General features: G+C 70.6%; 11 protein-coding genes. 7 read left to right on the forward strand and 4 right to left on the reverse strand.

The genetic code is table 11. From position 1 onward, the window contains the following. Window positions 1-86 precede the first annotated feature (86 nt). Both VM306_RS29200 and VM306_RS29205 read left to right on the forward strand, forming a co-directional pair. Window positions 87-662, forward strand: coding sequence for a DUF998 domain-containing protein (locus VM306_RS29200; RefSeq protein ID WP_325520867.1), 576 nt, complete (start codon window positions 87-89; stop codon window positions 660-662). Further along, window positions 659-2,644, forward strand: coding sequence for a glycosyltransferase (locus VM306_RS29205; protein WP_325520869.1), 1,986 nt, complete (start codon window positions 659-661; stop codon window positions 2,642-2,644). Before VM306_RS29200 ends, VM306_RS29205 begins: the two co-directional genes overlap by 4 nt. A gap of 132 nt (window positions 2,645-2,776) precedes the next feature. Here the strand turns inward: VM306_RS29205 and VM306_RS29210 are convergent, their stop codons facing one another. The 4 genes from VM306_RS29210 to mptB form a co-directional block, all read right to left on the reverse strand. Then, a complete protein-coding gene (locus VM306_RS29210) occupies window positions 2,777-3,619 on the reverse strand; it encodes an oxidoreductase (RefSeq protein WP_325520871.1) in 843 nt (280 codons plus the stop codon). 89 nt (window positions 3,620-3,708) lie between these two features. Beyond that, complete coding sequence (locus VM306_RS29215) at window positions 3,709-4,242, reverse strand: helix-turn-helix domain-containing protein (RefSeq protein WP_325520873.1); 534 nt, start codon at window positions 4,240-4,242, stop codon at window positions 3,709-3,711. 5 nt (window positions 4,243-4,247) lie between these two features. Beyond that, window positions 4,248-7,937 carry a patatin-like protein gene (locus tag VM306_RS29220; RefSeq protein WP_325520875.1) on the reverse strand — a complete coding sequence of 1,230 codons (3,690 nt, stop codon included), beginning with the start codon at window positions 7,935-7,937 and terminating at the stop codon, window positions 4,248-4,250. A 76-nt stretch (window positions 7,938-8,013) separates the two neighbouring features. Next, window positions 8,014-9,549: a polyprenol phosphomannose-dependent alpha 1,6 mannosyltransferase MptB gene (gene mptB, locus VM306_RS29225; protein WP_325520877.1), complete on the reverse strand. Its 1,536-nt coding sequence runs from the start codon at window positions 9,547-9,549 to the stop codon at window positions 8,014-8,016. 126 nt (window positions 9,550-9,675) lie between these two features. Between mptB and VM306_RS29230 the strand changes: the two genes are divergently transcribed. The 5 genes from VM306_RS29230 to sufC form a co-directional block, all read left to right on the forward strand. Beyond that, a complete protein-coding gene (locus VM306_RS29230) occupies window positions 9,676-10,377 on the forward strand; it encodes a metalloregulator ArsR/SmtB family transcription factor (RefSeq protein WP_325520879.1) in 702 nt (233 codons plus the stop codon). Further along, window positions 10,374-11,828: a Fe-S cluster assembly protein SufB gene (gene sufB, locus VM306_RS29235; protein ID WP_325520881.1), complete on the forward strand. Its 1,455-nt coding sequence runs from the start codon at window positions 10,374-10,376 to the stop codon at window positions 11,826-11,828. Before VM306_RS29230 ends, sufB begins: the two co-directional genes overlap by 4 nt. A gap of 1 nt (window position 11,829) precedes the next feature. Continuing rightward, the gene (gene sufD, locus VM306_RS29240) at window positions 11,830-12,987 is read left to right on the forward strand and encodes a Fe-S cluster assembly protein SufD (RefSeq protein WP_325520883.1); all 1,158 of its coding nucleotides are present in this window, start codon (window positions 11,830-11,832) and stop codon (window positions 12,985-12,987) included. Further along, window positions 12,984-13,298 carry a non-heme iron oxygenase ferredoxin subunit gene (locus VM306_RS29245; protein ID WP_325520885.1) on the forward strand — a complete coding sequence of 105 codons (315 nt, stop codon included), beginning with the start codon at window positions 12,984-12,986 and terminating at the stop codon, window positions 13,296-13,298. Before sufD ends, VM306_RS29245 begins: the two co-directional genes overlap by 4 nt. 50 nt (window positions 13,299-13,348) lie before the next feature. Beyond that, a partial coding sequence (gene sufC, locus VM306_RS29250) for a Fe-S cluster assembly ATPase SufC (protein ID WP_325520887.1) occupies window positions 13,349-13,878 on the forward strand: 530 nt, incomplete at its 3' end.

Genomic DNA, 13,878 nt, shown 5'->3' on the forward strand with positions numbered 1-13,878 from the left:
CTACCCCGGGACCTCAGGGACACCTCAGGGTTTGCTCGGGGGAGTTCCCCATTGGTTGATCACCGAAACCACAAGAGACTTTTCTCGTGCTCGCGGTGGGGGAGAAAAGAAGTGGTGTGGTGGTCGGGGGACTGGTGTTCTCACTGGTCCCGGTTTTCTACCTGCATGTCGTGTCGGCAGGACAGCTCAACCCGATCACCGACGTCATCAGCGACTACGTGTTCGTCGACAACGGCACCGGCTGGCTCGCGGCCACCTCTCTTAGCCTCGCGGCCGTTTCGGCGTTGCTCGCCGTCAACCTGCGAGGTGTAGGCAGGTCAGCGCAGTGGTTGATCGGCACCTGGTCGGCGGGGCTGACCGTGTCGACGATCTTTCCGACCGACCCCACGGGAGCAGCGACCTCCGTGTCCGGCTACGTCCACCGGTACGCCGGCGCGGTCATGTTCATGGCGTTGCCCGCCGCCGGACTGCTGATCGCCAGGAAATTTCCGGCTCTGCTCGGTGTCGCAATAACGGCGGCCGTGTCGAGCGCGGCTTTTCTGGTCAGCCACGTTTCGTTCGCCGGTTTCGAGGCGCGCGGACTGACCGAACGCGTTTTGTTCGCATCGCTTTACGGACTCCTTTTCGCCATCGCGGCACTACAGGTGAGGCGCACGACATGACACTGCTCGCCATCACGCTCGCCGTGCTCGGCGCCGTGTGCTTCGCGTTCGCGGCCCGCCTGCAGCACGACGCCGTCGCCGAGACCGGTGCCCGCGCCGGTGTCCTGCGCGAGCCGCGCTGGCTCGGCGGACTCGCGTTGCTCATCGCCGGTGCGGGAGTGCACGCCGCCGCGCTCGGCATGGCGCCGCTGACCGTCGTGCAGCCGATCGGGGTGCTCGCGATCGGCCTGACCGCGTTGCTCGACCGCCGCTTCCGCGAACTGCCCGCGATCCTGATCACCACCGTGAGCGTGGGCGCGTTCGTGTTCCTCGCCTCCGGCAGCGCCACCGCGACCCGCGTCGTTCCCGACGCTGAACTCACGGCGGGACTGTTCACCCTCGGCGCGATCGCCGTTCCTGGAGTCGTCGCCGCCCTCACGACGAACGCGCGCATCCGTGCCGTGGCGTTCGCATCGGCTGGTGGCGTGGCGTACGGGTACGTGTCCGTGCTCATGCGCGCCGTGTCGCAGTCGGTGCAGCAAGGCGGTTTCGGGCTCTCGCACATCGCGTCCGTGCTCGGCATCGCGCTCTCGCTCGCCGTCGGCGGCTGGCTGGTCCAGCACGCCTACGCGGGCGGACCCCCTCATCTCGCCGTCGCCTGCCTGACCGTGGTGGACCCGCTGGTCGCGGTCGGCCTCGGCGCCTTCCTGCTCGGAGAGACCGCGCACCTGTCCCCGTGGACCGGCGCGGCACTGATCGCCTGCGCCCTCGCCGCTGCCAGCGGCGTGTTCGCACTCGCTCGTCACCCTCGCGTCATCATTCGAACGGAGCTTCCCGTGAACACCTCCAGCGCGCTGCGCGTGGTCATCGCCGCCGACACGTTCCCGCCGGACGTCAACGGTGCCGCGCGCTTCGCCCAGCGCCTGGCCGTCGGTCTGGCGAGCAAGGGTCACGACGTCCACGTCATCGCCCCGGACTCGCCCAGGGCCACCGAGATCGAGGGCGTGACGGTCCACCGCCTGCGGTCGCACCGGCTGCCGTTCTACCCGGACTTCCGCTTCTGCCTGCCGTGGCAGGTCTCCCGCGAGGCCGACGAGCTGGTCAGGTCGCTGAAGCCGGACGTCGTGCACGTCCAGGCGCACTTCGTGGTGGGCCGGTTCGTGCTGAACGCCGCCGTGGCACAGGGGATCCCGACGCTCGCCACCAACCACTTCATGCCGGAGAACCTGTTCAGCCACGCCCACGTGCCGGCGTTCCTGCAGGGCCTGTCCCGCAAGTGGGCCTACCGCGACCTGGCCCGCGTCTTCGGTCGCGCCGACGTCGTCACCGCCCCGACCCCGCGCGCCGTGCAGCTGCTGCACGAGAGCGGCTTCCCCGAACGCGCGGTGCCCGTGTCGTGCGGCATCGACATCGCCCGCTACCAGCGTTCGGTGACGCACAACGACCGCCCGACCGCGCTGTTCGTCGGCCGCCTCGACGAGGAGAAGCGCGTCGACGAGTTCCTGCGAGCCCTGGCCCGCGTGCCCGGCGCGTTCGGCGAGATCGTCGGCGACGGCACGTGCAAGGCCGAGTGGGAGCTCCTGGCCCGCGACCTGGGGATCACCGACCGGGTGCGCTTCCACGGCTTCGTGTCCGAGGACGAACTGCTCGATGCCTATGCCCGCTGCGACCTGTTCGTCATGCCCGGCGTCGCGGAGCTGCAGAGCCTCGCGACGATGGAGGCGATGGCCGCGGGCAAGCCGGTGATCGCCGCCAACGCCATGGCCCTGCCGCACCTGGTGCACTCCGGCCGCAACGGCTGGCTGTTCGAGCCGGGCGACGTGAACCAGCTGGCCCAGCGCCTGCACACGCTCGTGCACGACGCGCCGATGCGCGCCCGGATGGGCGCCGCGAGCAGCGAGATCATCTCGCACCACGCGCTGGCGACCACGCTGGACCGGTTCGAGGGGCTGTACGCGCGGGCGATGGGACGCACGGCGCCGGTCATCGCACTGGCGGCCTGAGGCTCGGGGGACTGGAGGGGCACTGGCCCGGTCGCGCAGGGGGCGGCCGGGCCAGTGGTCATCGTCGGGGCGGCTCGGTCGCGTGATGCGGCGGGGATGTGGTGTCGCAGGATGCGCCACCGGGCGGTGCGGTCAGCTCTCGTCGGCGGGAAAGTCGGCGGACGCGCTCACCGCGGCCCACTTCTCGGTCTCGGCGGTGCGCCTCGCCTCCGCCGCCAGCACGTGCTCGACCGCGGCGGCACCCAGCACGAGCCTGCGCGGCGGCGAGTCCGAGGTGACGACGTCGAGGATCACCCGCGCGGCGCGGGCGGGGTCGCCTGGCTGCGCGCCGTCGGTCTCGTCGCGGAACCGGTTGATCGCGCCGACGGTCTCCTCGTAGTCCTGGCCGACCTCGTGGCGGACCATCGACGATCCCTGCCAGTCGGTGCGGAACGCTCCCGGTTCGACGATCACGACCCGCACGCCGAACGGCGCCACCTCGTTCGCCAGCACCTCGGAGAAGCCCTCCACCGCGAACTTCGCCGTCTGGTAGGCGCCCATGCCCGGTGTGCCGCCCGCGCGGCCGCCTACCGACGAGAACTGCACGAACGTGCCGGAACGCTGCCGCCGCAGCACCGGCAGGGCCGCGCGGGTCACGTTCACGACGCCGAACAGGTTCGCCTCGACCTGGGCGCGGAAGTCGTCCTCCGCCATCTCCTCGATGGGCGCGCTGTTGGCGTACCCGGCGTTGTTGACGACCACGTCGAGCGAGCCGAACGCCTCGACGGTCTGCTCGACCGCACGGCGGGCCGCGGCCGGGTCGGTCACGTCCAGCGCGGCGGCGCGCACGCGGTCGCCGTGCCGCGCCACCAGGTCTTCCAGCTGCTCCGGACGTCGCGCCGTCGCGACGACCCGGTCACCCGCTTCGGCCGCGGCCTCGGCCAGTTCGCGGCCGAAGCCCCTCGACGCGCCGGTGATGAGCCATGTCCTCGTCATCGTCCACTCCTAAGTGTCACGTGGTATGACACTTACGACGTTCGGGAGGGCGTGAAAATGCCCGCGAAGGGCATGGCCTGGGTCACAGGTCAGGTGCCGACGCCGTGCAGGAACGTCTCGACCACGAGCGCGGCGGCCGGGCCGGGCTGCAGCGCCGGCATCTCCTGGGCGACCGTGTGCAGCTGGGTCTGCAGCATCCGCAACGACCAGCCGTCCGGCAGGCCGGTCGCGATCACGCCCGCCTGCTCGGCGCGGCGCAGGAAGCCGTCCATCCGCGCGTCCAGTTCCTCGCGCCGCCGGCGGATCGCCGGGTCCGTCACCGCGCGGATGTCGACCGGCCAGTCGCGGCTGAGCCGGATGCCACCCTCGGCGAACGCCAGCAGCGCGTCGCGCACCGGGCGGTCGTCGAGGGTGGCGTCGACCAGTGCCGAGAGCCGGTCCAGCCGCGCGCGGTAGACCGCCAGCAGCAGCTCCTCGCGCGAGTCGAAGCGCCGGTAGACGGTCCGCTTGTCCACGCCCGCCGCGGCGGCGACGTCGCTGATCCGCGCGAGGGGATCCGTCGAGAACACCCGAGCGGCCGCGCGCAGCACCGCTTCGACGTTGCGTGCGGCGTCGGCCCTCATCTGCCTCAACGTACAGGGTCGGTCGAGAGTCCATTGCGGATGGTTCCCGGCCGCAGCTTCGTCTCAATTCGTTGCGCGACAACCAGTCCGGCCGGCGAGAGGGTGAGCTGCGACGGATGTTCGCCCTCTCCTCGCACGAGGAACCGGTAGAGCGAGGCGTGACCCTCCAGGCGTTCGCGCAGCACGTCCGCGATGGGGCGGTCCGGCGAGTAGATCGTCGGAATCGCCTCGTCCACCAGCTGCAGGCGGATCCGGCGGCGTTCCGCGCGGGGCACGTACCAGGACGTGACCAGCAGCAACGTCAGGCCGAACACCAGCGCCGTGCCGATCACCGCCCGCCAGCCCCAGCCCGGCGGCCCGATCAGCAGCAGCACGTCGGCCACCGCGAGGTAGCCGATGCCGTAGACCACGGCCCAGCCCGCGGTCGCGGCGGCGGGCGGCTCGGCGCGTTCCGTGCCCCAGACCCCCTCGACCCGGCGCCAGCGCTGCAGCGACTTGCCGCCGGACAGCGCCATCCAGACGCCGAACGCTCCACAGAGGACGGACGCGGGGATCACCAGCCACGGCTCGAGGTGCAGCTCGAACCGCCACACGGCCCACGCCATGCCCACGACCGCCAGCACCACGGCCGCCTGCTTCCAGCGCCGCCTCAGGAGCTCCAGGGGCTTGAAGTCCGCCAGCACCGCGAGCGGCGTGCGGACCGGTGACGGCAGCGACCCCAGCACCAGCAGCGCGGTGACGACCAGCGCGACACCGGCGACGGTGACCGTGCCGGTCGTGACCTGCGCCCTGTCACCCGGCAGCTTGTCGATCGCTATGGCCACCAACGGGATCACGGGTGAGAGCAGCACCAGCCCGTGCAGCATCGTGCCGCTTCGCAGGGCGGCGTAACCGAAAGCGGCGAGCAGCGAGGCGGCACCGAGCGCTCCGCCCGGACCCGCGGCCCACGCGGGCAGCAGACCGAACAACGCCATCACGACGAGCGCGCCGCCGACCGCCAGACCGAGAAGTCCCAGGAACTGCGCCAGGTTGCCGCCCCTGGTCAGGCCGGTGATCGTCCAGTACGGCAGCAGCGCGGCTCCGCGGATCACCCGCGTGACCGGGCGGACCGCGGCGATCCCCAGCCGTTCGGAGTCCGCGACCGTCACCGCGACGGCCGCGGCGGTCGCGGCCGTGCGGATCATCTGGTCGGACGCGGCCTCCTGGGTGAGGGGCTCGCGACCGATGCCCGCGCGGTCGAACGCGTTCAACGCGGACATGCCGAGCGTGACGGTGTGCTCCCGCGGGTCGCCGAGGCGCCGCAACAGGTCCGCGTGCTCCTCCAGGAACAGCTCACCGCGCGAACGCCGGTCCGCGCCGTCACCGCGGTCGGCGATGATCGCGGCCCGCAGCCGGGGGAGCTCCTCGCAGATGATGCGCCAGTGCAGGCCCCACGCGGCCAGCTCGGCGAGCTTGGTCGACGACGGCGACAGCTCGCCGTCGGCGCGGTAGAGGGCGGCCAGCTCCTTCGCGGCCTCGACCGCGCACGCGGCGACCTGGATCGGCAGCTCGGGCCCGAACATCGACTCGACGACGCTGTCGACGACGGCCTGCGCGCGTTCCTCCGGCGTGCGCTCGTCGCCCTCCGGCCGGCCGAGCAGGTCCATCCTGCGCAGCCGCCGCGGGTCGAACAGCACCCGGCACAGCATGGTGGCGCCGTCGAGCCGTCCCCAGATCCAGTCGTTGACCCGCCACGACCGCTTGAGGAACCCGGAGAACCGCGACAGCGACGCGCCACCGGCCTTGTCGTCGGCGGTGATCGACTGCTGGGCGAACGCGTTGCGCGTCTGCAGCGACACCTGCACCAGCTCGACCGGCGTGTCCGGCCCCGTCGAGGCCTCGTCGGACAGGCAGGTCCCGGCGACCTCCAGCGCGAGGAGGCGCGACAGCCACCGCTCGCCGTCGCCGAGCCCGGCCTCCTGCCGGGTGGGCGGGGTGGAGAGCAGCGAGTGCCAGCACAGGAGCCCGCCGAGCTCGAGGCGGTGCCGGTCGAGGCTCTCGACCACCTTCTGGGCCTCCCCGACCACCCTGCCGATCTCGGCGACCTGCGCCTTGACCTCCAGACCGAGGTGCCCGTCGACCATCTGCTCGTGGTAGCTCGCGAGCCTGCCGGTCCAGTACTCCCGGCCGAGCGAGTCCGACGGCTTCCACGCGAACAGCTCGCTGCGCAGCCTGCGCAGCTCCGCGCGGACCTGGTGGAGCTGCCCGCGCGACCGGCCGATCGCGTCCGCCATGCCGTCCGGCGCGACCCAGACGAGCCGCTTGAGCAGGTCGAGTGCCGACGCGCCGAGGCGTTCGGCCATCGTGATGCCCCACTCCCAGCCCAGGTCCTCGCGGCACACGGTGCTCGGCAGCTTCACACCCGGCACGTACGGCAGCACGCCGTGCTTCTTCTTCCACTCGCGTTGCGCGGTCTCGGCGGCCCGGCGCGCCCGTTCGAACGACCAGTTGGCCGGGTTCCCGCCGGGCAGCGCGAACTGCTGCGCGGTCACCTGGCGCGCGGCCAGCCGGATCTCGACGTCCTCGTAGTGGCCGAAGAGCTTGTCCGCCAGCGAGTACACCTCGTCGACGACGTTCCCGCCGCTCGCGTGCAGCCGCTCCAGCAACGCCATCCGGCCGCCCCTGCTCGAAGCGGCGCGCCGGTTGTGCTCCTCGATCTTCTCGACGTAGGTGCGGTTGGCCTGGCTCGACATGGCGCTCAGCAGCTTGGCGCCGGAGCTGACCGTCGTGAACCCCGCGGCGGAGGTGTCCGCCCGCGGCTCGGAGCCGAGCGGCTCGGCGTGCGGGAAGACGAGCAGCATGACCCGGCGCACCGGCCCGTCCGCCGGCATGCGGTCGATGGCTTCGAGGGCTTCCCTGGTCGGCGTGTTGACCAGGACGCCGCCGTCGACGGCGAACCTGCTGCGGTCACCGCCGTTGGCCCAGCTCGCGACGTCCGCCATGTCGGGGCGGTCGGGGGTGCCCTGACCGCCGACGGGGATGAAGCTCGGCTCGAACGCGAACGGGAAGCTGGCGCTCGACCTGGCCGCCAGCGCGAGCTGCTGGACGCGGTCGGGCAGCGTCTCGCCGGTGAAGTCGTCGCGGGTGTCCTCGCTGACCCAGTCGTAGGCGTCGCGGCGGAACGAGAACGAGCCCTGGTGCACCGACTGCGTGAGCGGCTGCCCCAGGTCGTCGTAGGTGATCGTCGGAACGCCGCCCAGCAGGGTGGTCGTGATCCGCAGGTCGATCGGCCGCTCGTGGGCCTCGGTGGGCTCGAAGTCCGCGGTGAGGCGGGCCAGCGCCTCCTGCAACCGCGGGTAGAAGAACTCGTCCCCCTTGAGCAGGCTCGCGGGCTGGCCGCGGAACGGCGTCCGCAGCAGCTGTTCCATCCGGCCCTGCTCCGCCCACAGGTCCCGCAGCCTGCTCAGGTCCGCGTTCTTGTTGACCTGCGACAACGCCAGCGCGGCCCCGTTGATGCCGCCCGCCGACGTGCCGGAGATGACGTCCGCCCTCGCCGTGCAGCCCACCAGGTCCAGCAACGGCTGGTACGTGCTCCCCTGCCTGGTCAGGCGGTCGAGCTCGAGCACGACGCCGCCCATCCAGACGGCCAGGCTCACGCCCCCGTTGAGCACGACCGCGAACCGGACCTCTTCCCGCGACATGGGTTGTCCGCTCATGCCGCACCACCCCCTCCGGCGTCGATCTTCCCCCTACTAGGAGGTACTCGTCCGCCGAACGGATGTGGTTACCGATTCACGTGGCCGTGTCGGATCTCAGGAACGGCCCCACCCGCTTGCGCGCGATCAGCACGCACACGGCGAACGTGATGACGGCGCCCGCGACGGCCTGCGGCACCGTGTAGGCCCGCCCGTCGAACGCCGACCCGGTGGGCGGCAGGATCACCGCGATCACCGCCGACGTGACCATCGCGAACATCCGGAACTTCGGCCCCACGACCGCGGTGGCCAGCGGCAGCGCGGCCCACAGCACGTACCAGGGCTGCAGCACCGGCCCGAGGACCAGGATCGCGCCCAGCGCCGCGCCCAGCCCGTTCATCGCCTTGATCCGGCCCTTGAAGCTGCGCCACAGCAGCCCGACGGTGATGACGACCGAGATGCCCTGCCCGATCAGCCGCGCCAGCGCGATGACCGACTCGGTGTGGTTGCCCAGCCCCAGCAGGATCCCGGTGCCGGCCCCCAGGAAGCCCAGTGCCGTCGGCGGCGACATCCACGACTTCACGGTCGACGCGACGTTCAGCGTCTCGATCCAGCCGAAGCCGAACCCGGTGCCGAGGCAGATCACCACCACCCCGGCCGCGGCGATGACCGCCAGCACCCCGGCCACGATCGCGAGGTGCTTGATCCGGCCGCCGAGCTTGCGCGCCACCAGCACGCCGAGGAAGCCGAGCGCGGCCATCGCGGGGATCTTCACCATCGCGCCGCACACGATGATCCCGGCGCCCAGCGTGATCCACGACCACTTCAGCGGTTCCAGCCCGCGCATGGCGAGCTCCACGCCGACGAGCATCAGGCCGAGCGCCAGGCCGTCGTTGTGCACGCCGATGACGATGTGGAACAGCACCAGCGGGTTCAGCGCGCCCAGCCACAGCGCGCCGACCGGCGACACCCCGAACCGCGCGGCGAGCCGGGGCAGCGCCCACACGATCATCCCCAGCCCGCAGAGCACCAGCAGCCGGTGCACGAACACGCCGGACACGACGTGGTCACCGGTCAGCATCGCGGTCAACCGGCCGAACGCGAGGAACAGCGGCCCGTACGGCGCGGGCGTCTCACGCCAGATGTTCGGCACACCGCGGGTCAGCACGTGGTCGACGCCCAGCGCGTTCGCCGGCCCCAGCTCGTACGGGTCGAGCCCGCGCGCCGCGATCTCGCTCTGCGCGAGGTAGGAGTACACGTCGCGGGAGAACATCGGCACGCAGAAGACCAGCGGAACGGTCCACATCAGCAGCGTGCGGTCCATCTGGCCGCGCGAGATCAGCCGCGGCCTGCCGGGGCGCACGAACCGGCCCAGCGCGAGCCAGGCCGACACGATCATGAAGATGCCCGTCCAGACGACGCCCATCGCGACGCTGGGCATCCTCGAGAAGAGCCCCAGGACGGGCACGCCGTACAGCGGTGAGTAAATAGGCGCGGCGCCACCACCGAGGGACCCGACGGTCAGCAGGAGAGCGCCGATGGTGCCCCAGCGGCGGACGATGTCCAGCTGACGGCGCTCACGGCCGTTCAGGACGTCGCTCTCCGGAGCGCTGGTTCCGCCGTTCGTGGACATGCGGGCAGGGTATCCAGCCCGGTGGCCGCGGCCTCGAGCACCGCTCCAGGCGCGTTCCGCCGTGAGTCAGGTCACCCTGTGACCGCGATCTTTGCGACCTCCGGCGAAATACGCAACACTGGTGTTGTGAAAAACGCCGAGACCCACCTGGACGCCGTGCCGCAGCACGACGGCAGGACTCGGCGCGCTGTCGCCAGGCTCCTTCTGGAGCAGGGCCCGGTCACCGCGGCAGGAGTCGCCGAGGAACTGGGCATCAGCCCCACGGCTGTGCGCCGACACATCGACGCACTGCTCGCGGACGGCGAGGCGACCACGAGGGACGCACCCCGCCGCACCCAGCGAGGTCGTGGCCGTCCCGCGAAGCTCTTCCTGCTGACTGACGCCGGACGCGCCCGGTTCGGCCACGCCTACGACGACCTCGCGGTCGCCGCGATCAGGTTCCTCGCCCGAACGGGTGGAGAGGAAGCGGTCAGGGCGTTCGCTCAAAGTCGTGTCGACGCGCTCGTGGACCGCCACCGGGCGGCGATCGTGGCCCAGGCCACACCCGCCGAACGGGCGACGGCCCTCGCTGCCGCGCTGACCAGGGAGGGTTACGCTGCGGCGACACGCCACGTCGGTGTGGGCGAGCAGCTGTGCCAGCACCACTGCCCGGTCGCCCACGTGGCGGCTGAGTTCCCCCAGCTGTGCGAGACCGAGACGGAGACGTTCGCGAACCTCCTCGGAACCCACGTGCAGCGCCTCGCGACGATTGCAAGCGGCCATGCCGTGTGCACGACGCACATCCCGAACGTTCAACGGATCCCAGATGATGGAGGGGAGCCCGCATGACTGCCGCTGCCGAGCAGCGCACGCCCACCACGGTGCAGTCTCCGCTCACGCAGGAAGAGACGATTGCGTCTCTCGGCAACTACGAGTTCGGCTGGTCCGACTCCGACGTTGCAGGCGCGAGCGCCCGCCGAGGCCTCAGCGAGGATGTCGTCCGCGACATCTCGGCGAAGAAGGACGAGCCCGAGTGGATGCTCGAGTACCGGTTGAAGGCGCTCAAGCTCTTCGACCTCAAGCCGATGCCGAACTGGGGCGCTGACCTCTCTGGGATCGACTTCGACTCGATCAAGTACTTCGTGCGGTCCACCGAGAAGCAGGCCACCTCCTGGGAGGAACTGCCCGAGGAGATCAAGAACACCTACGACCGCCTGGGCATCCCCGAGGCCGAGAAGCAGCGCCTCGTCGCCGGCGTCGCGGCCCAGTACGAGTCCGAGGTCGTCTACCACCAGATCCGCGAGGACCTGGAGCAGCAGGGTGTCCTCTTCCTCGACACCGACACGGCTCTGAAGGAGCAGCCCGAGCTCTTCCGGGAGTACTTCGGGTCCGTCATCCCCGCGGGTGACAACAAGTTCTCGGCGCTCAACGCCGCGACGTGGTCCGGCGGCTCGTTCATCTACGTGCCGAAGGGCGTGCACGTGGACATCCCGCTGCAGGCCTACTTCCGGATCAACACCGAGAACATGGGCCAGTTCGAGCGCACGCTGATCATCGTCGACGAGGGTGCCTACGTGCACTACGTCGAGGGTTGCACGGCGCCGATCTACTCCTCGGACTCGCTGCACTCGGCCGTCGTCGAGATCATCGTGAAGAAGGGCGGCCGCTGCCGCTACACGACGATCCAGAACTGGTCGAACAACGTCTACAACCTGGTCACCAAGCGCGCCAAGGCCGAAGAGGGCGCGACCATGGAGTGGGTCGACGGCAACATCGGCTCCAAGGTGACCATGAAGTACCCGGCCGTCTTCCTGATGGGCGAGCACGCCAAGGGCGAGGTCCTCTCGATCGCGTTCGCGGGCGAGGGCCAGCACCAGGACGCCGGCGCCAAGATGGTCCACATGGCACCGCACACCTCCTCGACCATCGTGTCGAAGTCGGTGGCGCGTGGCGGTGGCCGCACGTCGTACCGCGGCCTGGTCCAGGTCAACAAGCGGGCGCACCACTCGAAGTCCACGGTGAAGTGCGACGCGCTGCTGGTCGACACCATCAGCCGCTCGGACACCTACCCGTACGTCGACGTCCGCGAGGACGACGTGCAGATGGGTCACGAGGCCACGGTCTCGAAGGTCTCCGAGGACCAGCTGTTCTACCTGATGTCGCGCGGCCTGAACGAGGACGAGGCCATGGCGATGATCGTGCGCGGGTTCGTCGAGCCCATCGCGCGCGAGCTCCCCATGGAGTACGCCCTCGAGCTCAACCGCCTGATCGAACTGCAGATGGAAGGGGCCGTCGGCTGACATGGCCGCCCTGTCGACTCAACCTCACTCCCACGGAGCTGTCGTTCCCGTCTCCTCGCGCGCGGAGCACTTCACGTCCTACGACGTGGACGCGTTCGAGGTGCCGGGCGGCCGTGAGGAGATCTGGCGCTTCACGCCTCTCAAGCGTCTGGCCGGTCTGCACTCCGGCGCTGCGGCAACGGGGTCCGCTGCCGTCGAGGTGAACGCCGCTTCCGGTGTCACCGTCGAGACCGCGAGTCGTGACGACTCGCGGCTCGGCACCGCCGGCACCCCCGGTGACCGCGTCGCGGCGCAGGCGTACTCGTCCTTCGAGAACGCCACGATCGTGACGCTGCCGGGTGACGCGAAGTCCGAGCCGACCACCGTCACGGTGACCGGTCCCGGTGCGGGCGCCGTCGCCTACGGACACATCCAGATCAAGGCCTCGCAGTTCGCCGAGGGCACCGTGATCCTGGACTTCCGCGGCTCCGGCGCGTACGCGGACAACGTCGAGTTCCTCGTCGCGGACGGCGCGCACCTCACGGTGATCACCATCCACGACTGGGCCGACGACGCCGTGCACGTCTCGCAGCACCACGTGAAGCTCGGTCGCGACGCGACCATCAAGCACACCGTGGTCACGCTCGGCGGCGACGTCGTGCGCGTGACGCCGGTCGTGCAGTACGCGGGTCGCGGTGGCGACGCGGAGCTGTTCGGTCTGTACTTCGCGGACGCGGGCCAGCACCAGGAGCACCGGCCGTTCATCGACCACGGTCAGCCCAACTGCCGCAGCAACGTCGTCTACAAGGGCGCGCTGCAGGGCGAGGGCGCTCACGCGGTGTGGATCGGTGACGTGCTCATCCGCGCGGCCGCCGAGGGCACCGAGACGTTCGAGCTGAACCGGAACCTGATCCTGACCGACGGCGCGCGCGCCGACTCGGTGCCGAACCTGGAGATCGAGACCGGCGAGATCGAGGGCGCGGGCCACGCCAGCGCCACCGGCCGGTTCGACGACGAGCAGCTGTTCTACCTGCAGGCGCGCGGCATCCCGGAGGACCAGGCGCGGCGTCTCGTCGTGCGCGGCTTCTTCCAGGAGCTGATCGCGAAGATCACGGTCCCCGAGGTGCGCGAGCGCCTCGAGGCCGCCATCGAGGCAGAGCTCGAGGCGGTCGGCACGTGATCAGGGTGTGTGCACTGTCCTCACTGGACGACCGCAAGCCGTTCGCCGCCAACGTCGACGACGTCGACATCGTGTTGGTGCGCGACGGCGAGCGGGTGCACGCCCTCGCCGATCTGTGTTCGCACGCCGCGGTGTCGCTGAGCGAGGGCGAGGTCTCCCGCAAGGGGATCGAGTGCTGGTTGCACGGGTCGTGCTTCGACCTGGCGACCGGCCGGCCCTCGTCGCCGCCCGCCAGCGAACCGGTCGACGTCTACGCCGTCGACATCCGTGACGGCGACGTCTTCGTCGACGTCACCGCCACCACGAACTGACTTCCAGCCCAGCGCCAGCTTTCCATTGGCAACCAGGAGAACCGCAAGTCATGGCCACCCTTGAGATCAAGGACCTGCACGTCTCGGTCGTCAGCGAGGACGCTCCCAAGGAGATCCTCAAGGGCGTCGACCTGACGATCAAGGCCGGCGAGACGCACGCCATCATGGGCCCCAACGGCTCCGGCAAGTCCACGCTGTCCTACGCGATCGCCGGTCACCCGAAGTACACGATCACCTCGGGCACCGTCACGCTCGACGGTGAGGACGTCCTGGAGATGTCCGTCGACGAGCGCGCCCGCGCCGGCCTCTTCCTCGCCATGCAGTACCCGGTCGAGGTCCCCGGCGTCTCGATGTCGAACTTCCTGCGCACCGCCGCCACCGCCGTCCGCGGCGAGGCCCCGAACCTCCGCCACTGGGTGAAGGAGGTCAAGGGCGCGATGGCCGACCTCGACATCGACCCGGCGTTCGCCGAGCGTTCGGTGAACGAGGGCTTCTCCGGCGGTGAGAAGAAGCGCCACGAGATCCTGCAGCTGGGCCTGCTCCAGCCGAAGGTCGCGATCCTCGACGAGACCGACTCCGG

It is taken from the genome of Lentzea sp. (assembly GCF_035525475.1).
Lineage (GTDB): Bacteria > Actinomycetota > Actinomycetes > Mycobacteriales > Pseudonocardiaceae > Lentzea.

Excerpts from the sequence above, each read along its gene's own strand:
- VM306_RS29205 (WP_325520869.1), top strand. The coding sequence starts at position 659 with ATGACACTGCTCGCCATCACGCTCGCCGTGCTCGGCGCCGTGTGCTTC.
- VM306_RS29210 (WP_325520871.1), bottom strand. The coding sequence starts at position 3,619 with ATGACGAGGACATGGCTCATCACCGGCGCGTCGAGGGGCTTCGGCCGC.
- VM306_RS29215 (WP_325520873.1), bottom strand. The coding sequence starts at position 4,242 with ATGAGGGCCGACGCCGCACGCAACGTCGAAGCGGTGCTGCGCGCGGCC.
- VM306_RS29220 (WP_325520875.1), bottom strand. The coding sequence starts at position 7,937 with ATGAGCGGACAACCCATGTCGCGGGAAGAGGTCCGGTTCGCGGTCGTG.
- mptB (WP_325520877.1), bottom strand. The coding sequence starts at position 9,549 with ATGTCCACGAACGGCGGAACCAGCGCTCCGGAGAGCGACGTCCTGAAC.
- sufB (WP_325520881.1), top strand. The coding sequence starts at position 10,374 with ATGACTGCCGCTGCCGAGCAGCGCACGCCCACCACGGTGCAGTCTCCG.
- sufD (WP_325520883.1), top strand. The coding sequence starts at position 11,830 with ATGGCCGCCCTGTCGACTCAACCTCACTCCCACGGAGCTGTCGTTCCC.